The sequence below is a fragment of the Streptomyces sp. CB02366 genome (assembly GCF_001905905.1).
Classification (GTDB): domain Bacteria; phylum Actinomycetota; class Actinomycetes; order Streptomycetales; family Streptomycetaceae; genus Streptomyces.
In genome coordinates, this window is the sequence record NZ_LIVT01000003.1 from 811,957 (window position 1) to 836,265 (window position 24,309).

Annotated in this window: 23 protein-coding genes and 1 pseudogene; 17 read left to right on the forward strand and 7 right to left on the reverse strand. The window is 72.7% G+C overall.

All coding sequences use genetic code 11. The features are described 5' to 3' along the window. Nucleotides 1–97: 97 nt before the first annotated feature. The 10 genes from cas7e to AMK24_RS12300 all read left to right on the forward strand — a co-directional run bounded on the left by cas7e (nucleotide 98) and on the right by AMK24_RS12300 (nucleotide 8,124). Entirely contained in the window at nucleotides 98–1,387 is a 1,290-nt protein-coding gene (gene cas7e, locus AMK24_RS12260) for a type I-E CRISPR-associated protein Cas7/Cse4/CasC (protein WP_073768010.1), read from the forward strand. Continuing rightward, complete coding sequence (gene cas5e, locus AMK24_RS12265; protein WP_073768012.1) at nucleotides 1,384–2,142, forward strand: type I-E CRISPR-associated protein Cas5/CasD; 759 nt, start codon at nucleotides 1,384–1,386, stop codon at nucleotides 2,140–2,142. The genes cas7e and cas5e overlap by 4 nt, the downstream gene beginning before the upstream one ends. Further along, a complete protein-coding gene (gene cas6e / locus AMK24_RS12270) occupies nucleotides 2,142–2,897 on the forward strand; it encodes a type I-E CRISPR-associated protein Cas6/Cse3/CasE (protein WP_073768014.1) in 756 nt (251 codons plus the stop codon). The genes cas5e and cas6e overlap by 1 nt, the downstream gene beginning before the upstream one ends. Then, entirely contained in the window at nucleotides 2,894–3,853 is a 960-nt protein-coding gene (cas1e, locus tag AMK24_RS12275) for a type I-E CRISPR-associated endonuclease Cas1e (protein ID WP_073768016.1), read from the forward strand. Before cas6e ends, cas1e begins: the two co-directional genes overlap by 4 nt. Beyond that, a complete protein-coding gene (gene cas2e / locus AMK24_RS12280; RefSeq protein WP_073768018.1) occupies nucleotides 3,850–4,224 on the forward strand; it encodes a type I-E CRISPR-associated endoribonuclease Cas2e in 375 nt (124 codons plus the stop codon). The genes cas1e and cas2e overlap by 4 nt, the downstream gene beginning before the upstream one ends. Nucleotides 4,225–4,538: 314 nt before the next feature. Next, nucleotides 4,539–5,096, forward strand: coding sequence for a Uma2 family endonuclease (locus AMK24_RS12285; protein ID WP_073768020.1), 558 nt, complete (start codon nucleotides 4,539–4,541; stop codon nucleotides 5,094–5,096). A gap of 355 nt (nucleotides 5,097–5,451) precedes the next feature. Next, entirely contained in the window at nucleotides 5,452–5,616 is a 165-nt protein-coding gene (locus AMK24_RS34215) for a hypothetical protein (protein ID WP_199876420.1), read from the forward strand. Nucleotides 5,617–5,626: 10 nt separating this feature from the next. After that, nucleotides 5,627–5,920, forward strand: coding sequence for a Dabb family protein (locus AMK24_RS12290; RefSeq protein WP_073768022.1), 294 nt, complete (start codon nucleotides 5,627–5,629; stop codon nucleotides 5,918–5,920). A 224-nt stretch (nucleotides 5,921–6,144) separates the two neighbouring features. Continuing rightward, the gene (locus AMK24_RS12295) at nucleotides 6,145–7,023 is read left to right on the forward strand and encodes an RNA polymerase sigma factor SigF (RefSeq protein WP_073768023.1); all 879 of its coding nucleotides are present in this window, start codon (nucleotides 6,145–6,147) and stop codon (nucleotides 7,021–7,023) included. Nucleotides 7,024–7,257: 234 nt separating this feature from the next. After that, nucleotides 7,258–8,124, forward strand: a complete 867-nt coding sequence (locus AMK24_RS12300) for an RNA polymerase sigma factor SigF (RefSeq protein WP_073768025.1) — start codon at nucleotides 7,258–7,260, stop codon at nucleotides 8,122–8,124. Between the two features lie 617 nt (nucleotides 8,125–8,741). Here AMK24_RS12300 and AMK24_RS12305 read toward each other — a convergent pair. Next, a complete protein-coding gene (locus tag AMK24_RS12305; protein WP_030579032.1) occupies nucleotides 8,742–8,957 on the reverse strand; it encodes a hypothetical protein in 216 nt (71 codons plus the stop codon). A gap of 225 nt (nucleotides 8,958–9,182) precedes the next feature. Between AMK24_RS12305 and AMK24_RS12310 the strand changes: the two genes are divergently transcribed. The 4 genes from AMK24_RS12310 (at nucleotide 9,183) to AMK24_RS12325 (ending at nucleotide 14,645) form a co-directional block, all read left to right on the forward strand. Beyond that, nucleotides 9,183–9,695: a MarR family winged helix-turn-helix transcriptional regulator gene (locus AMK24_RS12310; RefSeq protein WP_073768027.1), complete on the forward strand. Its 513-nt coding sequence runs from the start codon at nucleotides 9,183–9,185 to the stop codon at nucleotides 9,693–9,695. A gap of 30 nt (nucleotides 9,696–9,725) precedes the next feature. Then, nucleotides 9,726–12,275, forward strand: coding sequence for an MFS transporter (locus AMK24_RS12315; RefSeq protein ID WP_073768029.1), 2,550 nt, complete (start codon nucleotides 9,726–9,728; stop codon nucleotides 12,273–12,275). Nucleotides 12,276–12,612: 337 nt separating this feature from the next. Beyond that, entirely contained in the window at nucleotides 12,613–13,431 is an 819-nt protein-coding gene (locus tag AMK24_RS12320) for a YceI family protein (RefSeq protein ID WP_073768031.1), read from the forward strand. Nucleotides 13,432–13,631: 200 nt separating this feature from the next. Next, the gene (locus AMK24_RS12325; protein WP_073768033.1) at nucleotides 13,632–14,645 is read left to right on the forward strand and encodes an NAD(P)-dependent oxidoreductase; all 1,014 of its coding nucleotides are present in this window, start codon (nucleotides 13,632–13,634) and stop codon (nucleotides 14,643–14,645) included. 65 nt (nucleotides 14,646–14,710) lie between these two features. Here the strand turns inward: AMK24_RS12325 and AMK24_RS12330 are convergent, their stop codons facing one another. Together AMK24_RS12330 and AMK24_RS12335 are read right to left on the reverse strand one after the other, a co-directional pair. Further along, nucleotides 14,711–15,625: a TetR/AcrR family transcriptional regulator gene (locus tag AMK24_RS12330; RefSeq protein WP_242435131.1), complete on the reverse strand. Its 915-nt coding sequence runs from the start codon at nucleotides 15,623–15,625 to the stop codon at nucleotides 14,711–14,713. A 106-nt stretch (nucleotides 15,626–15,731) separates the two neighbouring features. Continuing rightward, entirely contained in the window at nucleotides 15,732–17,300 is a 1,569-nt protein-coding gene (locus tag AMK24_RS12335) for an MFS transporter (RefSeq protein ID WP_073768035.1), read from the reverse strand. A gap of 297 nt (nucleotides 17,301–17,597) precedes the next feature. On the opposite strand from AMK24_RS12335, the gene AMK24_RS12340 reads away from it, so the two are divergent. Beyond that, complete coding sequence (locus tag AMK24_RS12340) at nucleotides 17,598–18,557, forward strand: endonuclease/exonuclease/phosphatase family protein (RefSeq protein ID WP_073768037.1); 960 nt, start codon at nucleotides 17,598–17,600, stop codon at nucleotides 18,555–18,557. A gap of 255 nt (nucleotides 18,558–18,812) precedes the next feature. Here AMK24_RS12340 and AMK24_RS12350 read toward each other — a convergent pair whose 3' ends face one another. The 4 genes from AMK24_RS12350 to AMK24_RS12365 form a co-directional block, all read right to left on the reverse strand. After that, nucleotides 18,813–19,556, reverse strand: coding sequence for a response regulator transcription factor (locus AMK24_RS12350; protein ID WP_073768874.1), 744 nt, complete (start codon nucleotides 19,554–19,556; stop codon nucleotides 18,813–18,815). Nucleotides 19,557–19,633: 77 nt separating this feature from the next. After that, a complete protein-coding gene (locus tag AMK24_RS12355; protein WP_073768041.1) occupies nucleotides 19,634–20,539 on the reverse strand; it encodes an amidohydrolase family protein in 906 nt (301 codons plus the stop codon). Nucleotides 20,540–20,576: 37 nt separating this feature from the next. Next, nucleotides 20,577–21,452, reverse strand: coding sequence for a DUF2797 domain-containing protein (locus AMK24_RS12360; protein ID WP_073768043.1), 876 nt, complete (start codon nucleotides 21,450–21,452; stop codon nucleotides 20,577–20,579). A 76-nt stretch (nucleotides 21,453–21,528) separates the two neighbouring features. Next, nucleotides 21,529–22,071 (reverse strand): hypothetical protein, encoded by a 543-nt coding sequence (locus tag AMK24_RS12365; protein WP_073768044.1) that lies wholly within the window; start codon nucleotides 22,069–22,071, stop codon nucleotides 21,529–21,531. Nucleotides 22,072–22,179: 108 nt separating this feature from the next. Here AMK24_RS12365 and AMK24_RS12370 point away from each other — a divergent pair. Further along, nucleotides 22,180–22,707 (forward strand): annotated as a pseudogene (locus AMK24_RS12370) (sigma-70 family RNA polymerase sigma factor); the annotation flags it as partial. A gap of 133 nt (nucleotides 22,708–22,840) precedes the next feature. Then, nucleotides 22,841–24,106 (forward strand): NAD(P)/FAD-dependent oxidoreductase, encoded by a 1,266-nt coding sequence (locus tag AMK24_RS12375; RefSeq protein ID WP_073768046.1) that lies wholly within the window; start codon nucleotides 22,841–22,843, stop codon nucleotides 24,104–24,106. Nucleotides 24,107–24,309 lie beyond the last annotated feature (203 nt).

The following is a 24,309-nucleotide window of genomic DNA, read 5'->3' on the forward strand; positions in this document are numbered from 1 at the left end:
CCTCTGTGGGCTCCGGCAGCCCGTCCGCACCGCCGTACCCGGCCCGTTCACCCGCCACCACGAATCACCGCACGACGACCGAAGAAATGGAACACGCGTGACCCTCAACAGGACGATCCTCGACATCCACATCCTCCAGACCGTTCCGCCGAGCAACCTCAACCGCGACGACACGGGCACCCCGAAGTCGGCGACATACGGGGGCGTGCGGAGGTCGCGGGTGTCCAGCCAGGCGTGGAAGCGGGCCACGCGCAAGGCGTTCGCCGGGCTGCTCGACGCGTCCGAACTCGGCATCCGCACCAAGAAGGTCGTGGAGGTCCTCGCCGAGCGGGTCCAGGCGCTCGACCCGGCGATGACGCGGGCCGCCGCGCAGAGTCTGGCGGCGGAGACGATCACCACGGCGACCGGCTCGAAGGTCGCCGTCCCCGGCCGCAAGAGCAAGCAGGACGCGGAGGACCCGGCGGCCGAGTCCACGTACTTGATGTTCCTGAGCGACCGGCAGTACGACGGGCTCGCCGCGATGACGGTCGAAGGCGGCAAGGGCGGTGACCTCAAGGCGCTCAAGGACTACTTCAAGGACAAGGAGAACAAGACGCGGGCCAAGCAGCTCGTCCTCACCGAGCATTCGGTGGACATCGCGCTGTTCGGCCGTATGGTCGCGGACTCGACTGACCTGAACGTGGACGCCGCGGCCCAGGTCGCCCACGCGCTGAGCGTGCACGCCGTCGAGGTCGAGTCGGACTACTACACGGCGGTCGACGACGAGAACACCGACGCGGAGACCGGGGCCGGGATGATCGGCACGATCGACTTCAACTCGGCGACGCTCTACCGCTATGCGGCGCTCGACGTGAACCGTCTCCAGGAGAACCTGGGCGCCGGGCACGACGACGGCCGGCCGGCCGAGCCCGTGCGGCGGGCTGTGACGGCGTTCCTCGAAGGGTTCATCACCTCCCTCCCCACCGGGAAGATCAACACCTTCGGCAACCAGACGCTGCCCGCCGCGGTGATCGTGAAGCTGCGCTCCCGCCGCCCGGTCAGCTATGTAGCGGCCTTCGAGGAGCCCGTCCGGATGGGCGACGGGGGCGGTTTCCTCAAGGAGAGCTGCGAAAGGCTCGCCGCGTTCGTGCCCGACCTGGAGAAGAGCTTCGGCCTGGACGACGGCCCGGAAGGGTGGGTTCTGCGGGTCGGCAAGGAGACCGAGAAGCTGGCGTCCCTCGGGAAGTCCGTGAGCCTGTCCGAGTTGCTGTCCTCCGTGGGCGAGGCCGTCGTCGCCCGGCTGGCGTCGGAGGGCTCGGACGCGGGGCGCGTCGTCTCCGCCCGCACCGGGGACACGGAGGCCGGTGCGGGGGCCGACGCGGGCGTCATGTCGGGGTCCGGGGCATGAGTGTGCTGCTGCTGCGGCTCGCGGGCCCCCTCCAGTCCTGGGGGTCGGCGGCCCGGTTCACGCGCCGCACCACGGAGAACGCACCGACCAAGAGCGGCGTCGTCGGCCTCCTCGCAGCCGCCCAGGGGCGCAGACGGGACGCCGATCTCTCCGATCTCGCGGCGCTGGAGTTCGGCGTGCGCGTCGACCAGCCCGGCACCCGGCTGCGCGACTTCCACACCGCCCACCACAGCGACACCCTCAAGGCGATGCCGCTGTCGGAGCGCTTCTACCTGGCCGACGCGGTGTTCGTGGCCGCGGTGAGCGGTGAGGACCGCCTCGTACAGCGGTTGTACGAGGCGCTGCTGGAACCCGTGTTCCTCCCGTACCTGGGCCGCCGTTCCTGCCCGCCCTCCCGACCGGTCACCATCGCGGAGCCGAGGGACGTGGGGCTGGAGCAGGCGCTGCGGGAGGCGCGGTGGGAGGCGTCGGACTGGTACAGGAAGAAGCACAAGACGGATGCCCGGCGGCGCGGCAGGCCCGTTCCCGGCATGGTGCGGCTGAATCTCCTGCTGGAGAGCCTGCCGGGAACGGTCCCGGAGATGACGTTGCGCGACCTGCCGGTCAGCTTCGACCTGCGTCACCGCCGGTACGGGCTACGGGGGCTGCGGGGCGCCGAGGTCCGCGTACCCGTAGCGGCCGGAGACACGGCGCTTCCGCCTCCGCCGCACGAACCCACCGCCCTGCTCACTCCTGTCGCACCGAGGAGCGACTGATGTACCTCACCCGTTTCCGTGTGAACACCGGCCGGTCCGACGCCCGCCGTCTGCTCGGTTCGCCGCACCGCGTCCATGGCGCGGTGAACGCCTCGTTCCCCACCCCGCCCTCCCGCGACGGATCGGGCCCCCGGGTGCTCTGGCGGCTGGACCGCAACGGAACTTCCGAGACACTGCTCTACATCGTCAGCCCGACCCGCCCCGACCTCACCCACCTGGTCGAGCAGGCCGGGTGGCCCGCCTCGGACGAGCCGGGGTGGACGACGTTCGCGTACGCCGATTTCCTCACCGCGCTGCACCCGGGCGACACCTGGGGGTTCAGGCTCACCGCCAACCCGGTGCACAACATCCGCCACGAGTACCTCAAGGAGGGGGAGCCGACGAAGCGGGCCGCACACCGGACCCCCCGGCACCAGATGCGGTGGCTGCTGGAGCGTCAGGAAAAGGCGGGCTTCGAGATCGTCCGCAAGCCGGAGGAGCGGTGGCTGCTCCCGGTGGGGGACGAGTACGAGTTGGTGGTACGGGACCAGTCCCCCTTGCAGTTCCGGCGGCAGCCGACACAGACGGGGGTCTCGGGGAAGGCCGGCAGGAACGGCGGCGACGTGCAGATCACCAAGGTCACCTACGACGGCCGGCTGCGCGTCACGGACCCGGAGGTCTTCCGCCGCACGCTCACGCGCGGGCTCGGCAAGGCCAAGGCGTACGGATGCGGCCTGATGACCCTGGCCCCGGTGCGGGAGGGGGGCGCGGCGTGACCACGGTCGGACGCCGGGGCGCCTCCTCGCCCCGGGAGCTCACGCGCGTCGGGGACCGGCTCTCCTTCGTCTACCTGGAGCGGTGCACCGTGCACCGGGACTCCAACGCGATCACCGCCGAGGACGTGGACGGCGTCACCCACATCCCGTCCGCCACCATCGGCACCCTCCTGCTCGGCCCCGGCACCCGCGTCACCCACCAGGCGATGGCGCTGCTCGGCGACAGCGGGGCGGGGGTGGCGTGGGTCGGGGAGCACGGAGTCCGGTACTACGCGGGCGGGCGGGCGCTCACCCGTTCCTCGGGCCTCATCGAGGCGCAGGCCACGGCATGGGCGAACCGGCGCACCCGGCTGGACGTGGCGCGCGCCATGTACCGGCTGCGGTTCCCGGGCGAGGACACGACGGGCCGCACCCGGCAGGACCTCCTCGGCATGGAGGGCCGCCGCCTGAAGGAGTGCTACCGGCGGGAGTCCGTACGCACGGGAGTCCCCTGGCGCCGCCGCGAGTACCACCGTGCGGACTTCTCGGCCGGCGACGCCCCCAACCAGGCCGTGACGGCGGCGGCCCAGTGCATGTACGGAGTCTCCCACTCGGTGGTCGCGGCACTCGGCTGCTCCCCCGGCCTCGGGTTCGTCCACTCGGGCCACGAGCGCTCGTTCGTGATGGACGTCGCGGACTTCTACAAGACGGAGATCGCCATCCCGGCGGCGTTCGACGCGGCGGTCGAGGGGACGGACGACATCGCGGCCCGGACCCGCCGCATGCTCCGGGACCGCATCAACCGGACGGGCCTGCTCGACCGCTGTGTCCAGGACATCAAGGACCTGCTCGGCTACGACGGCACCCGCGACACGGCCCAGGCGGACGGCGGGTCCTCGGACCGGGTCGCGCTCCAGTCCGACGGAGACGTCCTGGTCGAGGGCGGCCGCAACTACGGGGACGAGATCGTCTGGTGACCGTCATCGTCCTCACCAACTGCCCGACGGGCCTGCGGGGCTTCCTCACCCGCTGGCTGCTGGAGATCTCCCCGGGCGTCTTCCTCGGCGCTCCCTCCACCCGTATCCGTGACCTCCTGTGGGCCGAGGTCCGCGAGTACGCCGGCCAGGGCCGCGCCCTCCTCGCCTACCAGACGGACAACGAACAGGGCTACGCCTTCGAGACCCACGACCACACCTGGCACCCGACGGACCACGAGGGCCTCACCCTGATCCACCGCCCGAGCGCCCGCCCCCCGCGCGGATCGGACCCGGGGAGCGAGAAGACCGATGTTCCCCGCCAGGGCTGGAGCAAGGCGTCGAAGAGGCGGAAGTTCGGAGGCGGGAGGTAGGTGCGGCTGTGCGGGCGGAGACGGGCCCCGCTGACTGGGGGCCTCTTCGTCGCTCAGCCGGTCGTCCCCGCGCGTGCGGGGGTGCTCCCGGGATCGTTATCGCCGCATGCATGCCTACGCCATAGTCCCCGCGCACGCGGAGGTGGTCCCGCGATACGACGCACACCCCGTGGAACGCGGTAGCGCCCGACAGCCGTCAACGTGCGTAGCTCTCTGCCGGGTGCAAGGCGTGCTTCACGCATCCCCGTCGGCCGCCCCGCCACTGGGGGGACGTACCAGAACCTTGTCTCGGACATGGACGGAAGCAGGATGTAATGACCAGTGCACCGGACTACAGCCAAGGCATCGACACCGAGCGCGCCCTGAAGTTCGCCGTGCAGCGCATTCGCGGGGAACGTGTCCAGCTCATCGAGGGGGCCATCGAACCGGTTCCACCGACGTGGGACCACGAGCGCGCTGCGAAGCTCGTACGCCGTCAGATCGAGAAGCGGGTCGATGAACTCGAGTGCGTCGAAGGGTCCGGGAATCTGGACCTGCCCGGTTCGTCCAACTGGTACGTCCCCGACATCGCCGTCGTGCCGGAGGAACTGGCCAAGGGAGGCAGGGCCATTCTCCCCGACCAGACGCTGCTGATCGTGGAAGTGACGTCGGAGTCGAACGCGGAGACGGACCGGGTCGTCAAGCGACGCAGGTACGCCGAGTACGGGGCGCCCCTGTACCTGCTCGTCGACCGTATCGACCGCTGCGTGACGCTGTTCTCGGAACCGGGGAAGCTGGGATACACCCGGGTGGACGGCCCCTACCCCTTCGGCACCGCCGTGCGGCTTCCGGCGCCGTTCGAACTCGACATCGACACCAGCGGGCTCGTCTGAACCCACCACGCGAACCGTCGGGAAGGTCAGGTCGGGGGAAGCGGCATCGGGGGGACAAGCCGCTCCCCCCGAAGAGAACAGGGCCTACGGTCGGCCATCGCGGTCAGGGGGGATCACGCGTCGGCCGACCCCACAGTGAGGCCCCGTTCCGGCCCTCCGGGTCCTGCCAGGTCCCTTCGGGCTCGGTATCCATACTGCCGGGCGGGGGAGGGCCGGGGGGTCCGGCGAAAGACCTCGATGGCGGGGCCATAGGTCCTTAAAAGCCCCGTCAGTGATCGAAAACGGCCGCCGGATACGGCCATCTGTGCGGATACAATCGCCCGATCGCACATGGGGCCGACGGGGAGGCAGGATTGTGGCCAAGGCAAAGACGATCATCATCTACATAGTGGTGGTCTTCGTGCTGTACACGATCATCCAGTCTCCTCAGCGGGCCGCCGAACTGGTCCAGATAGGGTTCGAAGGCATTTCCAGCGCCGCGCAGAGCGTCGGTGACTTCATGTCAGAACTGGTGAAGTAGGAGAAGTACGATGATCCGCCATCTGGTCCTTTTCAAGCTGAACGAAGGCGTCGAGCGGGACGATCCGCGGGTCGTCGCCGGGGACCGGGCCTTCCGGGAGCTGGAGGGGCGGATCCCTGAGCTGGAGTTCTGGGAGTGCGCCTGGAACATCACCGACCGGCCGATCGCGTACGACTACGCCATCAACTCCGCCGTCGCGGACGAGGACGCGCTCAAGCGGTACGTCGAGCACCCGGCCCACCAGGCCGCCGCCGGGCAGTGGCGGGAATTCGCCACTTGGGTGATCGCGGACTACCCCTTCTGACCACTCTCGCCGCCACGGTCGGCGCGTTCCCCCCGCTCGGTTCCCGGACTGGTTCCATCGACCCCTCGCCCCTCGGGCGGGGGGTTCCTTCGTGAGGTTCTAAACCCATATGCCCACAACACGGCACTATGTGGTGCTTGCGCATACTGCACATGTCTTGTGATGCTATGACCGCTTTTGACGGATGAGTTGACCGTAGTTGACCGCAAAGGGGTGGCGACACCGTGCCGGCCAGTACAGCGCCTCAAGTGCCTCCCCAGGCCGTCCAAGCCGTCCCGCCCGCCCAGGCCGAGGACATCCGGACCGAGACGCCCGACCCCTCCGCCCGGCCCGCCAGGGCCCGGGGCGCCGACACCCGAGCACTCACCCAGGTCCTCTTCGGCCAGCTCAAGAACCTGGAGCCGGGCACCCCGGAGCACCGCCGGGTCCGGGCCGCCCTCATCGAGGCGAACATCCCCCTCGTCCGGTACGCCGCGGCCCGCTTCCGCAGCCGCAACGAGCCGATGGAGGACGTCGTGCAGGTCGGCACGATCGGCCTGATCAACGCCATCGACCGGTTCGACCCGGAGCGCGGGGTGCAGTTCCCCACCTTCGCGATGCCCACCGTCGTCGGCGAGATCAAACGCTACTTCCGCGACAACGTGCGCACCGTCCACGTACCCCGCCGTCTGCACGAACTGTGGGTGCAGGTCACCGGGGCCACCGAGGACCTGACGACGGCTCACGGACGCTCCCCCACCACCGCCGAGATCGCCGAGCGGCTGAAGATCTCCGAGGACGAGGTGCTGGCCTGCATCGAGGCCGGACGCTCGTACCACGCGACCTCCCTGGAGGCCGCCCAGGAGGGCGACGGGCTGCCGGGGCTGCTCGACCGGCTCGGTTACGAGGACCCCGCGCTCGCCGGCGTCGAGCACCGCGACCTCGTACGCCACCTCCTCGTCCAGCTCCCCGAACGCGAGCAGCGCATCCTTCTCCTGCGCTACTACAGCAACTTGACCCAGTCTCAGATCAGCGCGGAACTAGGCGTCTCCCAGATGCATGTGTCAAGGCTTCTCGCCAGAAGTTTCGCCCGACTGAGATCCGCAAACAGGATCGAGGCGTAACCGGAACGGGTAGACCGTCCAGAGAGCAGTTCTGACGGCATATAAGGGCCACACCCCCTGTTTCCAGGGCGGATTCGGCGCTGACTTGTCGACATGTCACTACAGCGCGTTGCCGACATGTGACATTCTGCTCGAAGCGCGTTTGCCGCAGCCCCGCCTCCGGTATTCAGGTGGAGGCTGCGTTCCTCCGATGGTCGCGGCCGCCGCGACCGTCCGCGACCTCAAGGGGGTGGCATGTCCGAAGAACAGGGCAGCTCGAAGGTGCTCACGCTCACGAAGAGCGTGCCGGCACCCGCCGTGCTCACCAGCTCACCGGAAGCCATCGACACCCGCACGCTGTCCCGCTCCCTGTTCCTGCGGCTCGCCGCGCTCGGCCCCGCCTCGGGCCCCGAGGGAACGGACAGTCCGGAGCGGACCTATGTGCGGGACACACTGATCGAGTTGAACCTCCCGCTGGTGCGGTACGCCGCGGCGCGGTTCCGCAGCCGCAACGAGCCGATGGAGGACATCGTCCAGGTCGGCACGATCGGCCTGATCAAGGCGATCGACCGGTTCGACTGCGAACGGGGCGTCGAGTTCCCCACGTTCGCGATGCCCACCGTGGTCGGCGAGATCAAACGCTTCTTCCGCGACACCTCCTGGTCCGTGCGGGTCCCCCGCCGCCTCCAGGAGCTGCGGCTCGCGCTGACCAAGGCCAGCGACGAGCTCGCGCAGAAACTGGACCGCTCCCCGACCGTGCCGGAGCTGGCCCGCGCGCTCGGGGTCTCCGAGGAGGACGTGGTCGACGGTCTCGCCGTCGGCAACGCCTACACCGCCTCCTCGCTCGACTCCCCCTCCCCCGAGGACGACGGCGGCGAGGGTTCGCTCGCGGACCGCCTCGGGTACGAGGACTCCGCGCTGGAGGGCGTCGAGTACCGCGAGTCCCTCAAGCCGCTGCTGGCCAAGCTCGCCCCGCGCGAGCGCCAGATCATCATGCTGCGGTTCTTCGCGAACATGACGCAGTCGCAGATCGGCGAGGAGGTCGGCATCTCCCAGATGCACGTCTCCCGGTTGCTGACCCGCACGCTCGCCCAGCTCAGGGAAGGGCTCATCGCGGACTGACGCGTCCCGGCCCCGGGGCCCGCCGGGGCGCGGCGACGGCGGCGGCAGGGGAACCGGTACGTCCCCCTCCGCGCCCCCACCCCGCCCCGCTCCCCCGAGGCGCCCGGGAAGCCCCTGGCAGCCGTCCCACGCACACGTCGGGTGGCCAGGGGTCCGACAGCGGCCCGCCCGGCCGCCGGGCCGCGCTCACGGCCGGGCGCGCCTTCGCGACCGGGCCCGCCCGAACGGCCGGCCACCACCTCTTCCCCGCCGCTACCTGCCCCGCTCCGCGCGGGTGCGACGCGCGCCGGGACGTGCACCGCCCGCGGGGAGTCGTGGCGGGTTCCGCCGGGGAGGCCGGTCGGGGCGCAGGACGGACGCCTCCGCCGTGGGGAGTGAGGCGGCGGGCCGGGACGCACGAAGGCCGCCCGGGGCGGAAACGGGGGCCGTCGCTGTGCGGCTCCGCGGTCCGTCCCCGTGCGGCCGGGTCGTGCGGTAGGCGTAAGTCGTACGGTCACGCTCTCGCGCGGACCCGCTTCCGGGAGCCTCCCGGATCACGCGGGGGTCGTACGGTCGCGGGTCGGTAAGGTCGCGCTCCCGAGCGGACGCGCTTCCGGCGACTCACTGCCGTGGGGGGGTCAGCCCAGGGCGAGCCAGGCCACCGCGCCGAGGACGACGACGACCGCGATCACCGCCGCGATCACCCCGGCCTTCGGCCCGGACGAGGTCGCCGCGGGCTGCTGCCGGCGCTGCGGCTCGCCCTCGTCGACGAAGGCGCGGAACATCTGGGTGCTGCCCGCCGGATCGTGGTTGCCCTCGGGGCCCGGCTGAGGGGCGTGGGGGTTGTGTGCCATGGGGCAGGACCCTAGCGAACTCGGGCCTCCGGCCCAACCCCCGGGGGCCTCCGGCCCCCCGTCCGGACCACGGCGGCGCGCCCCCTGCCAGGGCTTGACCCGGACCCGGCGGAGGCTTTGGGGTTCCTTTACTTCTGCAAGGCCGTTTTCGTTTGCCTGTAGCAACCAACGGCTTCTATCGTTGCCCTAAGCAACAACATCATCGTGAGTGTGCTGGGGGTTCCCGTGGCGGCAAGGAGTAGTTACGAGGAACTGGCCCGGCAGCTCAGCGCCGTCGGAGCCGTCAAGAGAGGGCTGGCCCGCGCACTGCCCGCCGCCTGCCCGGCGGGGTCCGCAGCCGTGCTGACCCTCCTGGACCGGCACGGCGAGATGCGCATCAGCCGACTCGCCGAGCTGCTGTCCGTGGACATGTCGGTGACCAGTCGCCACGTGGCCCATGTGGCCGATCGCGGCTGGATCGAACGGTCCCCGGACCCGGCGGACAAGCGGTCCCGCATCCTGCGGCTGACCCCCGGCGGGCACGCGCAGCTCGACGAGCTGACCCGGCGGACCACCGAGATGTTCGCCCACAACCTTCAGGACTGGACCGACGAGGACGTCGGCCTGCTCAACGCGCTGCTGTCACGACTCCGCGACAGCTTCGCCTGTCGTGGAGCGGGCGGCTGCAGCCCCGGAAGCCATACCGGGGAGTGCAGGAACCGCCTCGGCAACGAGGCTCACACCCGTACACCTGTGTAACAGAAGCAAATACGCACGGATAGGAACTCAATGGCTACGACCACACCCACCGGTGTGCGGGGCGGCCACGCCAAACACGGAGGGCACGCGGGCCACACCGGCTCCGGCGCCCCCGAGGGCACGCCGATGACGCACCGACAGATCATGGAGGCGCTGACCGGGCTGCTGCTCGGCATGTTCGTCGCGATCCTGTCGTCGACGGTCGTCTCCAACGCCCTGCCCGAGATCATCTCCGACCTCGGCGGCGGCCAGAGCGCCTACACCTGGGTCGTGACGGCCTCGCTGCTGGCCATGACCGCCACCACCCCGCTGTGGGGCAAGCTCTCCGACCTCTTCAGCAAGAAGCTGCTGGTCCAGATAGCCCTGATCATCTACGTCCTGGGCTCGATCGTCGCCGGTCTGTCGACCAGCAGCGGCATGCTCATCGCATGCCGGGTCGTCCAGGGCATCGGCGTCGGCGGTCTCTCCGCCCTCGCGCAGATCGTCATGGCCGCGATGATCGCCCCGCGCGAGCGCGGCCGTTACAGCGGCTACCTGGGCGCGGTCTTCGCCGTCGCCACCGTCGGCGGCCCGCTGCTCGGCGGCGTCATCACCGACACCAGCTGGATGGGCTGGCGCTGGTGCTTCTACGTCGGCGTGCCCTTCGCGGTCATCGCCCTGATCGTGCTCCAGAAGACCCTGAAGCTCCCCGTCGTCAAGCGCGAGGGCGTGAAGGTCGACTGGTCCGGCGCGTTCTTCATCAGCGCCGCCGTCTCCCTGCTGCTGGTCTGGGTGACCTTCGCGGGCGACAAGTACGACTGGCTCTCGTGGCAGACGTACGTCATGGTCGCGGGCTCGGTCCTGCTCGGCCTGATCTTCGTGTTCATCGAGTCGCGGGCCGCCGAGCCGATCATCCCGCTGCGCCTCTTCCGCAACCGCACCATCACGCTGGCCTCGGTCGCCTCGCTGTTCGTCGGCATCGCGATGTTCGCGGGCACCGTCTTCTTCAGCCAGTACTTCCAGCTGGCGCGCGGCAAGTCGCCGACGATGTCCGGCGTCATGACCATCCCGATGATCGCGGGCCTCTTCCTCTCCTCGACCGTCTCCGGTCAGGTCATCACCAAGACCGGCCGCTGGAAGGCGTGGCTGGTCACCGGTGGCTTCCTGGTCACGGCCGGGCTCGGGCTGCTGGGCACGATCCGGTACGACACCCCGTACTGGCACGTCGCGGTCTTCATGTTCGTCATGGGCCTCGGCATCGGCATGATGATGCAGAACCTGGTCCTCGCCACGCAGAACCAGGTCGCGCCCGAGGACCTCGGCTCCGCCAGCTCCGTCGTCACCTTCTTCCGTTCCCTCGGTGGTGCGATCGGCGTCTCCGCGCTCGGCGCGGTCCTCGGCAACCGGGTCACCCACTACGTCAAGGACGGTCTCGCCGCGCTCGGCCCCGAGGGCGCCCGGTTCGGCCACGGCGGTACCGGCGGCGGGGGCATCCCCGACCTGGACAAGCTGCCCGAGCCCTTCCGGCTGGTCATGGAGGCCGCGTACGGGCACGGCGTCGGCGACGTCTTCCTGTACGCCGCTCCGGCCGCGCTCGTCGCCTTCATCGTGACGATCTTCATCAAGGAGGTCGCCCTGAAGACCAGCGCGGCGAACGACGCTCCCGCCGAGTCCTCGCAGGACGCCCCGGTTCCGGCCGCCGTCGAGACGGCCGGGGCCCCCGTGCCCGCCGCGGTCGGCGCGGCCGGGCTCGTCTCCGAGGGCACGGCCGGGGTCACCACGGTCGACACGCACGAGGCCGACGCTCCCGCCTCCGTCCCGTACGACAGCGTCCGGGGCGTCCCGGTCCACGGTGTGGTGCGCGGCGCGGAGGGCGTTCCGGTCTCCCGTGCGGCCGTCACCCTGATCTCGCTGGGCGGCCGGCAGCTCGGGCGCTCCGTCGCCCGGCCGGACGGCGCCTACGTCTTGGACGCGCCCGGCGCCGGCAGCTACGTGCTGATCGCCTCCGCCGACGGTTTCCAGCCGCAGGCGTCCACGGTGGTCGTCGGCGAGGAGCCCCTGGCCTTCGACATCCTGCTGTCCGGTACGAGCGGCCTGGCCGGAACGGTCAGGGCCGAGGACGCCGGGGATCCGGTCGAGGGCGCGATGGTCGTCGTCACCGACGTCCGGGGCGACGTCCTGGCCACCGGCACGTCCGGGGCGGCCGGTGAGTTCGCCTTCGGCGAGCTGGTTCCGGGCGCCGTGACCGTCGCGGTCAACGCGGCCGGCTTCCGTCCGCTGGCGCTGCCGGTGGAGATCGGCGGCCAGGGCGTCACCCGCGTCGAGGCCGCGCTGCGGTCCGGGGCGCTGGTCCGGGGCGTCGTGCGGGCCGGGTCCGCCCGGACCCCGCTGACCGACGCCCGGGTCACGCTGATCGACGCGGCGGGCAACGTGGTCGCCACCGCGACGACCGGCGAGGACGGGGCGTACGCCTTCACCGACCTGGACGCGGGCGAGTACGCGGTCATCGCGACCGGCTATCCGCCGGTGGCCGGATCGCTCACCGTGAGCGGCCCGGGGGTCGACGGACACGACATCGAACTCGCCCACCCGGGCGAGTGACCGGGCGGTCGCGGCCGGCCGGACCACGACACCGGGACCGGCCGGCGACCGTTCCAGGAATTGATCCTTCCGGCGCGTGAGCACGTGCACCCGGGGGAAACGTCCTGCGGGTGTACGTGATCACCACGCGAACGCGTGAGCACGTGAAGAGATCGCGAAGACCCCTGGTCGGACGGCACTTCCAGCGGAGAGGCTGTCGCGACCGGGTGGAAACGGGCCCCGGTGGCGGGCACGGCGAGCAGGGGACGGCCTGCCGTGACCGCCCCGGGGCCCGACTCATGCGCCCCACGGGCCCGGCCGGGCCACGGGGGTCATCGAGCTAGGAGAGAGATACGGGATGGGACTTCGCGCACAGGTACGGACGCGGGACGGCTGGGCGGTCCAGCACGCCGTCGTCACCGTCACCGACATGACCGGCGCCCAGGTGCTGCGCGCCACCGCCGACGAGGACGGGGCCGTCCGCACGGACGGTTCCCTGCCGGCCGGGGCGTACACGGTGATCGTCACGGCGGTCGGGTACGCGCCCGCCGCCTCCACCGCCCTCGTCACCGCGAGCGGCCGGATCGAGGGCGGCCAGATCGTGCTGGCCCGCCAGGGCGGGGTGCAGCTGCCGCCGCCGGGCGCCTGGTCGTTGGACCCCGCGCACTCCTCGGTCGCCGCCGTCGCCCAGCACCTGGGGATCTCCAGCGTGCACGGCCGGTTCACCGATTTCGGCGGCCGGATCGAGATCGCCCCGCAGATCGGGCGCTCCCGCGTCGACGCGGTGATCAGGGCGGCCAGCATCGACACCGGCAACGGCATGCGGGACAAGCACCTGCGTTCACCGGACTTCCTGGACGTGGACCGGTACCCGGAGATCGCCTACAGCTCCACCGCCCTGGCCCCGGCCGGACCGGACCGCTGGACCGTGCACGGCGAGCTGACCATGCACGGGGTCTCCCGCCCGGTCGACCTCGACCTCACCTACCTCGGCACCGGGCCCGACCCGTGGGGCGGCACCCGCGCGGCCTTCCACGCCACCGCCGAACTGCGCCGCGACGACTTCGCGATGAACTACAACCAGGTCGTCCAGGCGGGCATCTCCGCGATCGGCACGACGCTGCGCGTGGAGCTGGACATCCAGGCGGTCCAGGGCGAGGCACTGCCGGCCCAGTGATCCGGCCCGGCCGGCCCGGCCGTGGCGGCCACCACCGGCGCCACGGCCGCGGCGGCCCGGGCCGGTCGCGCTCCGGCCACCACGGACGCGGTGGAACGGCCGGTCCTGCGCGGGGGGCCCGCGGAGGCGGGGGCCGGGCCTCTGCCGGTCGCGTGGGCGCAGCCCCCGGCGGCGGCCGGGGGCGGTCGTAGGGTGGGGGCATGGCATCGACGTCGCCCCTCGCCTGCGGGCTGCCCGTACCGGCCCCGCTGCCCGCGTCCGACGACCTCGCGCGGGCCCGGCTGCTGGTCTCGCCCTCCCTGGACGCCGGTCTCGTACGGGAGGTGGAGCGGATCGCCGGGCGCGGTGCGCAGCCCCTGCCGGACGCCCCACCGCCGTCCGGCGAGCCCTACCTGTGCGTGGGCGGCTCGCTGCCCGAGGCGTTGCGGACGGACCGTCTGCTCTGGTTCCACAGCGTCACCGCGGGGACGGACCGGTTGCTGGGCGCGGGCCCCTGGCCCGGCTCGGCGCTCCTGACCCGGACCGTGGGGCGGATGGGCGAGCGGATGGCCCAGTACGTGCTGGGGTGGGTGCTCGCCGAGTGCCAGGCCGTACCCGAGTTCACCGACCAGCACGCCCGCGCCCACTGGGAGCAGCTCCCCACGGAACTGATCGCCGGGCAGACCGCCGTGGTCTACGGGACCGGCCGCATCGGCGCGGCCGTCGGGCGGCTGCTGGGGGCCTGCGGGGTGCGGACCGTGGGCGTCGCCCGCACCACCCGGACCGGGCCGGAGCCGGGCACCGCCCGGGCGGTGCCCGGCTTCGACCGGGTGATCGGGGCCGCCGAGGACGCCGAGGCGCTGGGCGAGGCCCGCTGGGTGGTCTCCGCACTCCCGCTGACCGGGGCCACGGCGGGCTTCTTCGGCGCCGACCGGTTCGCGGCGGTGCGCGGGGCGACGTTCGTCAACGTGGGGCGGGGCGCGACCGTGGACATGGCGGCGCTGGAGAGCGCCCTGCGGGACGGCCGGGTGCGGCGGGCCGTGCTGGACGTGCTGCCGAAGGAGCCGGCCGCGCCGCAGGACCCGGTGTGGCGGCTGCCCCGCACGGTCATCACCTCGCACTCGTCGGGCATCACCGCGGACGAGGACATCGTCACGGACTTCACCGCCGCCTGGGAGGCCGTGGCGGCGGGCCGCCGCCCCGAGCTGACGGTGGACGTGGGACGCGGCTACTGACGGGAGCCGGGGCCGGTCGTCGAACCGCCGTCGTCGCCCGGCAGGCGGGACTCCCGAAACCCGCCCTACCGGGCCGGGGCGCCGGACCGGTCGCGTACCGCCTCGATGCCCGCGACCACGATGTCCAGCGCGTAGACGAAGTCCCGCTCGCGCATCTCCTCCACCGTGTCGCCGCCCCGGGCCGCCATGAGCTCGTCCGACGCCTCGGTGATCCGCCGCATGTGCGGCTGGGCCCGGATCGTGCCCATCGCCTGCCGGTAGTACTCGTCCTGGGTGAGCCCGGTCGCGTCGCACCGCGCCTTGAAGTGGCCCTCGACGGTGCCGAATCCGTACACGAACTGGAAGGCCGCCGACAGCGCGCCCGTCTGCCGTTCCAGGGGCAGGCCGGTGGCCCGGACGATGTCCTGGACGGCGTACGAGAACAGCATCGCGTTGGGGCCGATGTTGAGGAAGGTCCCGGCCAGCGGGGAGATCCAGATGTGCCGGACGAGGAGTTCGCGGTAGCTGCGGGCCAGTTCGCGCAGCCGGTCCTGCCAGGCGGCGTCCTCGCGGGGCGGGGTGATCTCCGCGTACACCGCGTCGAGCGCCAGCTCCAGGAGGTCGTCCTTGGTGTCGACGTACCAGTAGAGGGACATCGCGGTGACGTCCAGCTCGGCGGCGAGCCGTCGCATGGAGAACCTGGCGAGCCCGTCGGCGTCCAGCAGCCGCACCGACGCCTCGGTGATCCGGTTGCGGTCCAGGCCTGCCGGGGACTCCGTGCGGCGGGACCGCGAGGGGGCGCGCCGGTCCAACCACACACTGGTCCGCGGGGCGCTGTCCGGGGTCTCGTCCCCGGGCTCGGAAGCGGCGTCGTCCGCGGCCCCGGGTGCGGACCCGCCGCCCGGCGCGGGAGCGGCACGGTTCCCGGTCCCCGGCGCGGTGCCGCCCGCGGCCTCGTCTCCGGGGGCGTTCGCGTGGTCGGACCCGGTTTCGGACACCATGGCGCACTCTCCTCGTCTCGCTCGGACCGCCTCGCCGAGCCGTCCGTTCTGCCGGAAGAACGGCGTACCGGACGCTGACGGTCCGGTACGCGCGTCCGCTCCGATGCTATGCCGCCGGCCCCGTGGAGTCTGCCCGGTCCCCGGCCTTCTGCGCCGGGGTCTCCCCGGTGGCCACGGGCGTCGGCGCCGGTGTCCGCTCGGCCCGGCGCAGCAGGAGCGCGGCGAGCAGGCCGCCCGCCAGGACCGCGACCGCACCGGCCAGTTGGCTGACCTCCAGGCCCGAGGCGAAGGCGTCCTTGATCTGCTCGCGGGCCTGCGGCGTCCCGGCGGCGGCGAGCGCGGCCGGCAGCGACGAGGCCCCGACGGCGGCCGGTACGAGCGCGGCGAACCGGGCGTTCATCACCGCGCCGAGCACCGCGACCCCGAGGCCGTTGCCGAACTCGGCGAGCGTGCCGTTCACCCCCGCGCCGATCCCGGCCTTCTCCGGCGGGATGGCGCTCATGATGGCGTTGGCCATCGCCGGCATGGCGAGCGCGATCCCCGCGCCCATCACGACCAGGCCCGCCAGCATGCCCCCGTACCCGTGCCGTCCGAGCACCGCGATGGCGGCGAGGCCGGCCGCGAGACCGCTCATCCCCACCGCGATGACGACGGGCGTCCCCCACTTCCGCACGAGGCGGGCGCCCAGCCCCGTCAGGTTGAGGGCGACCACGGTGAGCGCCATGGGGGCCGTCCGCAGCCCCGCCTCCAACGGGCCGTACCCGAGCACGAACTGCAGGTGCTGGGTGAGCAGGAACAGGGAGCCGCCCATGCCGAAGGCGACCAGGACCGCGCCCGCCACCGCGCCGACGAACTTCTGGTTCCGGAAGAAGTGCATGTCGAGCATCGGGTTCGGGACGTGCAGCTCCCACAGGACGAACCCGGCCATCACCGCGGCCCCGACGAACGCCGTCAGCAGGACCCGGCCGGACGCCCAGCCGTGCTCGGGCCCGGAGATGATCGCGAAGACGGCGGCGGTCATGCCGATCGTGGAGAGCAGCGCGCCCAGCAGGTCGGGCCGCTCCCCCCGGCCCGACTTCGACTCCGGTACGAGCCGGACGACGGCGGCCAGGGCGATCAAAGCGACGGGGATGTTGATGAGGAAGATCGCCCCCCACCAGAAGTGGTCGAGGACGAACCCGCCGAACAGCGGGCCCGCCGCGAAACCGAGGGACGAGACGGTCGACCAGATGCCGATCGCCTTGACGCGCTCGGTGTCGTCGAAGATCTGGACCACGACGGCGAGCGTGGTGGTGAGCAGCAGGGCCCCGCCGACGCCCATCCCGGCGCGGGCCGCGACGAGCTGGCCCGAGGACTGGGCGAGCCCGGCCACGAGCGAGCCGACGCCGAACAGGGCGAGCCCCACGACCAGCATCTTCTTGCGTCCGTAGCGGTCGGCGGAGCTGCCCGCGGTGAGCAGCAGGCCCGCCTGGACGAGCGAGTAGGCGTTGATCATCCACTGCACGTCGGCGGTGGAGGCCTCCAGCTCCGTGGTGAGGGAGGGGATGGCGACGTTGAGGACGGTGTTGTCGAGCAGCACCGTGAGCTGGGCCAGGCAGATGACGCCGAGGATCAGCCAGCGCTGCGGGTGCCCCTGGGGGGCGAGGTCGGATCGCGGTGCGGCGGGCGCCGTCATACGGGCTCCATGGGTCGATGGGCGAAAGGACGAGGGGGCGAGAGGGTGGAACGGCCCGGCGCCCGGGGCTCGGGACTCGGGCGGTCGGCTGCCGAAGCGGGGGCAGGGGCGCCCCGGCATGGGCCGTACGGTGTACGGGACGCTGTGTCATACACCGTAGAACAGCCCTCTACGGCGTACAAGTCAGTTTTCGCAGGAGCGGACCCGCCGCGTTGCGAGGACCCGGGCGGGGGCCGGGCGGTACGGTTCTCGACGCTGACCTGACAAAGTGCGCGATCTTCGGCCGTTGGGAGAGCCATGCCGCTGCGATGCCGCACCCTCCGAATCCCTCGACTCCTGCTCGCCGCCTCCCTCTCGGGGGTGCTCCTCGCGCCGCCCGCCCTCGCCGCCGCGGCGCCCCGGCCACCGTCCGGCGGAGGTGTTCCGCTGCGCGTCGCCACGTACAACATCCACGCCGGCGCCGGTGCGGACGGTGTCTTCGACCTGGACCGCCAGGTGGCCCAACTGCGGGCGATCGACGCCGATGTGATCGGTCTTCAGGAGGTGGACCGGCACTGGGGCGCCCGGAGCGCGTGGCGGGACCTCGCGGGCGAACTGGCCGAACGGCTGGGGATGCACCTCTCGTTCGCCCCGATCTACAGCCTGGACCCGTCCGAAGCGGGCGGCCCCCGCGCCGAGTTCGGGGTGGCCGTGCTGTCGCGGCACCGGATCGTGAGCGCCGAGAACCACGAGATCACCCGGCTCTCGACCCAGGACCCGAACCCGGTCCCGGCCCCCGCCCCGGGTTTCGGGGAGGTCGTCGTACGCGTACGGGGGCTGCCCGTGCACGTCTACGTGACCCACCTCGACTACCGGCCGGACCCCGCCGTCCGCGTCGCCCAGGTCGCCGACACCCGGCGGATCATGGCCGAGGACCGGGGCCCGAAGATCCTGCTCGGCGACCTCAACGCGGAGCCCGCCGCCCCCGAACTGGCCCCGCTCTGGCGGGAGCTGGCGGACGCCGACCCGGCCGCGCCCACGTTCCCCGCGCGGAACCCGGTCAAGCGGATCGACTTCGTGGCGGTGTCGAAGGGCGGCCGGCACGACGCCCCGCCCGGCGAACGCGACAGCGGGCCGCACGGCGAGGGGGAAACCGCGGGGCGCGGCGGGGGCCCGGCCGGCACGGTCACCGTCCGGAGGGCGTGGGTGCCGGAGAGCGTCGCGTCCGACCACCGGCCGGTGGTGGCGGATCTGCTGGTACGCAAGCGGGGGCGATGAGTTCGCGTCGCCCCGCCGGTCATGGGAGCGCGCATGCCGCCGCACCGAGGAGGCCACGAGCACCGGCGCCCCGCGCGCATCGCTGGAGTCCCACGTCGTCCCGGCGCCCGGCACGGTCGCCGTCCCGCTCACCCGGATGGAGTCGGCCGGGACCGTCGCGCCCGCGGCGATGCGGGACTTCTGGACGTACGCGGCCGGTTTCCGGCCCCGGCCGCGTACGCCCCCGGAACGCCCGCCGCTGGGCCCGTCGCGCGCCTACTCGCCGGGCTTGATCAGGTACCCCGCCCCGCGCCGGGTGTGGATCATCGGGGTGCGCCCCGCGTCGATCTTCTTGCGGAGGTAGGAGATGTACAGCTCGACGACGTTGGCCTGGCCGCCGAAGTCGTAGTTCCAGACCCGGTCGAGGATCTGCGCCTTGCTGAGCACCCGGCGCGGGTTGCGCATCAGGAAGCGCAGCAGCTCGAACTCGGTGGCCGTGACGTGGATCGGCTCCCCGCCCCGGCTCACCTCGTGGCTGTCCTCGTCCAGGACCAGGTCCCCCACGACGAGCGTGGACCCGGCGCGTCCGGCGGCGGCCGAACCCGCGCGGCGGATGAGCCCGCGCAGCCGGGCCACGACCTCCTCCAGGCCGAACGGCTTGGCCACGTAGTCGTCGCCGCCCGCCGTGAGCCCGGCGATCCGGCCCTCCCCCGCGTCCCGAGCGGTCAGGAAGAGGACCGGCACATCGGCGTGCTCACGCCGCAGCCGGCCGAGCACGGACAGCCCGTCCGCGTCCGGGAGCACCGCGTCGAGCACCACCGCGTCCGGACGGAACTCCCGTGCGGCACGGACGGCCCCGGCCCCGTCCCCGGCGCCGCGCACCTCCCAGCCCTCGTACCGCAGGGCCATCGAGAGCAGTTCGGTGAGCGGAGCCTCGTCGCCCACGACCAGCACCCGCACGGGGGTACGGCGCGGCCCGGGCGGTTCGGTACGCCCCTGGGGCGAGATCGTCGTCGTCATGGGGACCACTCTGTGAGCCACCCGTGAGAGAAGCCTGACGCGTTTCTGTGAATTGCCTGAGAAAGCGGCCGGGGCGCTCACAGGAACAACGCGGCGGCGTTCCCGTGGCAGACCGCCCGCAACCACGCGTCGCCCAGCCCGAGCCGTTCCAGCGCCCGGAGCTGGTGCGCGTACGGGTACGGGATGTTCGGGAAGTCGGTCCCGAGCAGGATCCGGTCCCCGAGATCGGCGAGCCGTCCCCGCTCCTCCGCCGGGAACGGGCTGAGCCTCTCGCTGAAGTCGGTGAACACCATCGTCGTGTCGAGCCGGACCTCCGGATACACCTCCGCCAGCGCCAGGAACTCCGCGTACTCCGGCATCCCCAGGTGCGCGACGATCAGCCGCAGCCGGGGATGGCGTGCCAGGAGCCGCCCCACCGGGCCGGGCCCGGTGAACCTCCCCGGCGCGGGCCCCGACCCGCAGTGCATCACGACCGGCACCCCGGCCTCCGCGAGCAGCCCCCACACCGGGTCGAGCAGCGGGTCGTTGGCGTCGTACGCACCCACCTGCAGGTGGGACTTGAAGACCCGCGCCCCGTTCTCGACGGCCTCCTTCACGTACGTCTCCACCCCCTCCTCCGGGAAGAGGGTCGCGGTGTGCAGGCAGTCGGGCGTCCGGGCGGCGAAGTCGGCGGCCCAGCCGTTCAGCCAGCGGGCCATACCGGGCTTGTGCGGGTAGAGCAGGGAGGTGAAGCGCACCACCCCGAAGGAGCGCAGCAGCTCCAGCCGCCGCTCCTCCTCGTACCGGTAGGAGATCGGCCACTCCAGCCCGGTGAGCGGGCCGACCGAGTCGAAGTACGCCCACACCTTGCGCAGCACCCGCTCCGGCATGAAGTGGGTGTGCACGTCGATGATCCCGGGCAGCCCGATTTGCCGCCGGAACCGCGCCACGTCCTCCCCGTCGGCTCCCCCGCCGGTCGTCCTGGTCGTTTCGGGCTCCCCCATGCGCAGGTCCTTCCGGGATGATTCGGCCGCGGGTCGTTCAGAACAACCCACCCTGCACACCGCCGCCGCCGATGTCGATGAGGGGGACGCGCACAGCCCCCTCGGCGGCCGTCAGCTCCCACCCGGTGATCAGCCGGGTGTCCAGCACGACCACGCCGGCGCCGTCCGCTTCGAGGTGCAGGTCGGGTCCGGCGGCGGCGACGAGCCGGCCCGCCACGACGCCCCCGTCCATCAGCTCCCGCACCGACCGGGCGGGCGCGGGCGCGCGATCCAGCCCGAACACCCCCACGTGGTCGACGACGTCGAGGGGAAGCCGCTCCAACGACTCGGGCCAGCCGCGCCCCTGGAGCGCGGCGGCCCGCCCGTACAGCTCCGCCACCGCCCCCGCCCGCTCCTCGGCGCCGGGCGACCGCCCACGCACGGCCCGCTTTCCGGCATACGGGATGCGGTCGGGCACCCCGAGCGCCGCCCGCAGCACCTCCTCGGTCCGGCGGGCCGCCATGAGGGGCCCGCGCCCCAGCCAGGTGAAGGCGACGGCCCCCTGCTCGCGCAGCCGGGCCGCCCCGCGCCCCTCCCCGGTGATCCCGACCTTGACCAGTCCGGGCCCGAACCAGGCGAGGTACACGCGGTACGTCCGGGGGTCGTCCGCCACGGTGTCGGCGGCCACGGAGTGCGCCCGGTCCAGCCGCGCGCACTCGGCGCACCGCCCGCCGGTCGAGCGGCCCGGCACCACGGCGCCCAGCGGACAGGCGTTCTCCCGCGCCCCCACGCAGTGCCGTTCCCCGACGGCCCGGAATCCGAGGGCGGTCCCGTACGCGAGCACGCTCACCCGCCGGTCGCCGCCCCTGCGCCACCCCAGTTCGGGCGCCGGCCCGGGCCAGCGCAGTCCGGCGCACCACCACCCACCGGTCATCCGGCACCCCTCACCGCCGCGGCTGCGGAGCACGGGGCGGGCCCGTCCCGTCCCGGCGCGGCGCGGCGCGGCGATGCTACGCGTACCCTCCGACGCCCTCGATCCGACGCCGCACCGCGGCCATGCGCCGGACGAAGCGCCGGTTGAACCAGATCATCCACCCCATGAACGCCACCCCGGAGCCGAGCATCCCCAGCCCCGTCGGCACGTTCCCCGCGGCGAACCAGAGGAAGGGCAGCCCGAAGAACAACAGCCCGAGCGTGGGGAGGGCCCACCACCGGTTGCGCCGCAGCTTCTCCTCCCGCCGCCGGATCAGCCGGACCATGGCCTGCCGCTCGGCCGGGTCCTCGGGCAGTTCGCCGTTCTCGGCGATGCGCCGCTCCAGCTCCGGCACCCGGCCGGGCTCGGTGCCCACGGCCCGCGCCTCCTCGCGTCGCCGCCGCGTCAGGAACCACGTCAGGAAAGCGGCGTAGACGGCCACGCCGACCAGGAGCCCGGGCCACGCCGACCAGTCGTCGAAGGCCGGCCGGACGACGGCCCAGACGACCGGCGCCAGCAGCCCGAGGGCCCACCACCGGACCCGCCAACGCCCTTCCCTTCCCCGTTTCTTCGCCTCCATCGCCACCTCCGAGCCGGTGAGGCGCGCTCCTCACGCCCCGTATCCACTCGGCTACCCCGCCTCCGTCCCCCCGAACGGCCGCCGCGCGTTCCCGTCAGGATCCCGGCCATGGCGCTGACCGGGGACCAGGTGGACCTGTTCGAGGCTTCCAGGCCCCGGCTGAAGGCCATCGCGTACCGCCTGCTCGGCTCGGCGGGCGACGCGGAGGACGTCGTGCAGGACACGTTCCTGAGGCGGCAGGCCGCCGACGTCGAGCGCATCGAGGTCCCCGAGGCGTGGCTGACGAAGGTGCTCACCCACCTCTGCCTCAACGAACTCACCTCGGGGCGCGTCCGGCGCGAGACGTACGTGGGGCAGTGGCTGCCCGAACCGCTGCTCGCGGGCGATCCGATGCTCGGCCCCGCCGAGACCGCCGAGCAGCGCGAGTCGGTCTCCTTCGCTGTGCTCACCCTGATGGAGCGGCTGTCCCCGGACGAGCGGGTGGTGTACGTGCTGCGGGAGGCGTTCGGCCACCCGCACCGGAAGATCGCCGAGGTCCTCGGCACCACGGAGTCCGCGAGCCAGCAGCTGTTCCACCGCGCGAAGAAGCACATCGCGGCGGGCCGCACCCGTACGGAGGTCGACGCGGCGGCCGCCGGCGGCGGACCACGGGGAGCCGGTGCTCCGCATCGGCTGACGCGAGTGGCCCACGTCACCCGGTCCGCCTGTCAGGAAACGCGGGGCTGCCCGGTTCAAGGGGGGAAACCGCGCGAGACAGGAGTGGCAGGACATGCAGCAGCACACGCGTCACACCGCCCACCAGCACCGCATCGTCGTCGTCGGAGCCGGGTACACCGGAGCGAGCGCAGCCGGGCGCCTCGCCGCCCGCCTGCACCCCGAAGACGTCTCCATCACCCTCGTCAACGCCGAACCGGACTTCGTCGAGCGCGTCCGCATGCACCAGCTCGCGGTGGGCCGGCCCCTGCGCCCCCGCCCGCTCAGCGAGATGTTCGCGGGCACGGGGGTGGAGCTGCGGTCGGGGCGGGTCACGGCGATCGACGTGGACGCACGAACGGTGACGGCGGCGACCGGCCCCGCCTCCGGCCCGGCCACCGGAGCCGGCGCGGTCACGGGCGCCCCACGCGAAGCGGACGGTTCGCGGACCGTGCCGTACGACACCCTGGTCTACGCCCTGGGCAGCGCCTGGAACACCCACGCCGTCCCCGGCGTGAGCGAACACGCCCACGACATCGCCGACCGCCCCGGAGCTCTGCGCCTGCGCGACCGCCTGGCGGCCCTCGACCCCGGCAGCCCCGTCACGGTCGTCGGCGGCGGCCTGACCGGTGTGGAGGCCGCGACGGAACTGGCCGAGGCCCGCCCGGACCTCGACGTGTCGCTGATCGCCCGCGGCTCGCTGGGCGACTGGCTCTCCCCCAAGGGCGCCCGCCACCTGCGGAAGGTCTTCGCCGGCCTGCGGATCACCGTGCACGAGAACACGGAGGCCACCGCCGTGCACGCCGACCGGGTCTCCACCACCGGAGGCGACGTCCCGGCCGCGGCCACCCTCTGGACGACGGGCTTCGCGGTCCACCCGATCGCCCGGGCCGCGGCGCTGGAGACGGCCGAGGACGGGCAGATCACGGTCGATGCCACGATGCGCTCGACCTCGCACCCGGACGTGTACGCCATCGGCGACGCGGCCCGCGCGGCCGGCCCCGGCGGCGCCCCGCTGCGCATGTCGTGCGCCTCGGGCGTCCCCACCGCCTGGCAGGCCGCCGACGCCATCGCCGCCCGCCTCACCGGCGCCAAGCTCCCGACCACGGTCCCGCGCTACTTCAACCAGTGCGTCTCCCTGGGCCGCGGGGAGGGGCTGATCCAGTACGTCACCGCCGACGACCGCTCGGTCAACGCCACCCTGACGGGCCGTCTGGCCGCGCTCTACAAGGAGGCGGTCTGCAAGGGAGCGGCCTGGTCCGTGGCCCACCCCACGCTGAACCTCCCGACCCGCCGCCGGGTGACGCCGGCCCCGGCACCGAGGGCCGCGACGAGCGTCTGAGGACCACCCGGTCCGTAGAGCTCCAGGACCGGCCCGTCCTGCGCCGGAGCTCTGAGAACGGCTCCGGCCACCGGCCTCGACGCTGCACGAGCGAACTGCTGCACCAGCCGACGCGAAGGGCCTCCGGATTTTCCCCGGGGCCCTTCCTGAGCGGTGCAGCCGTTTCCCGCCCTCACCGCACGGCGGTAGCCGGCTGCCCGAAG

Excerpts from the sequence above, each read along its gene's own strand:
- cas5e (WP_073768012.1), top strand. The coding sequence starts at position 1,384 with ATGAGTGTGCTGCTGCTGCGGCTCGCGGGCCCCCTCCAGTCCTGGGGG.
- cas6e (WP_073768014.1), top strand. The coding sequence starts at position 2,142 with ATGTACCTCACCCGTTTCCGTGTGAACACCGGCCGGTCCGACGCCCGC.
- AMK24_RS12285 (WP_073768020.1), top strand. The coding sequence starts at position 4,539 with ATGACCAGTGCACCGGACTACAGCCAAGGCATCGACACCGAGCGCGCC.
- AMK24_RS12290 (WP_073768022.1), top strand. The coding sequence starts at position 5,627 with ATGATCCGCCATCTGGTCCTTTTCAAGCTGAACGAAGGCGTCGAGCGG.
- AMK24_RS12300 (WP_073768025.1), top strand. The coding sequence starts at position 7,258 with ATGTCCGAAGAACAGGGCAGCTCGAAGGTGCTCACGCTCACGAAGAGC.
- AMK24_RS12305 (WP_030579032.1), bottom strand. The coding sequence starts at position 8,957 with ATGGCACACAACCCCCACGCCCCTCAGCCGGGCCCCGAGGGCAACCAC.
- AMK24_RS12315 (WP_073768029.1), top strand. The coding sequence starts at position 9,726 with ATGGCTACGACCACACCCACCGGTGTGCGGGGCGGCCACGCCAAACAC.
- AMK24_RS12320 (WP_073768031.1), top strand. The coding sequence starts at position 12,613 with ATGGGACTTCGCGCACAGGTACGGACGCGGGACGGCTGGGCGGTCCAG.
- AMK24_RS12325 (WP_073768033.1), top strand. The coding sequence starts at position 13,632 with ATGGCATCGACGTCGCCCCTCGCCTGCGGGCTGCCCGTACCGGCCCCG.
- AMK24_RS12330 (WP_242435131.1), bottom strand. The coding sequence starts at position 15,625 with ATGGTGTCCGAAACCGGGTCCGACCACGCGAACGCCCCCGGAGACGAG.
- AMK24_RS12335 (WP_073768035.1), bottom strand. The coding sequence starts at position 17,300 with ATGACGGCGCCCGCCGCACCGCGATCCGACCTCGCCCCCCAGGGGCAC.
- AMK24_RS12340 (WP_073768037.1), top strand. The coding sequence starts at position 17,598 with ATGCCGCTGCGATGCCGCACCCTCCGAATCCCTCGACTCCTGCTCGCC.
- AMK24_RS12350 (WP_073768874.1), bottom strand. The coding sequence starts at position 19,556 with ATGACGACGACGATCTCGCCCCAGGGGCGTACCGAACCGCCCGGGCCG.
- AMK24_RS12355 (WP_073768041.1), bottom strand. The coding sequence starts at position 20,539 with ATGGGGGAGCCCGAAACGACCAGGACGACCGGCGGGGGAGCCGACGGG.
- AMK24_RS12360 (WP_073768043.1), bottom strand. The coding sequence starts at position 21,452 with ATGACCGGTGGGTGGTGGTGCGCCGGACTGCGCTGGCCCGGGCCGGCG.
- AMK24_RS12365 (WP_073768044.1), bottom strand. The coding sequence starts at position 22,071 with ATGGAGGCGAAGAAACGGGGAAGGGAAGGGCGTTGGCGGGTCCGGTGG.
- AMK24_RS12375 (WP_073768046.1), top strand. The coding sequence starts at position 22,841 with ATGCAGCAGCACACGCGTCACACCGCCCACCAGCACCGCATCGTCGTC.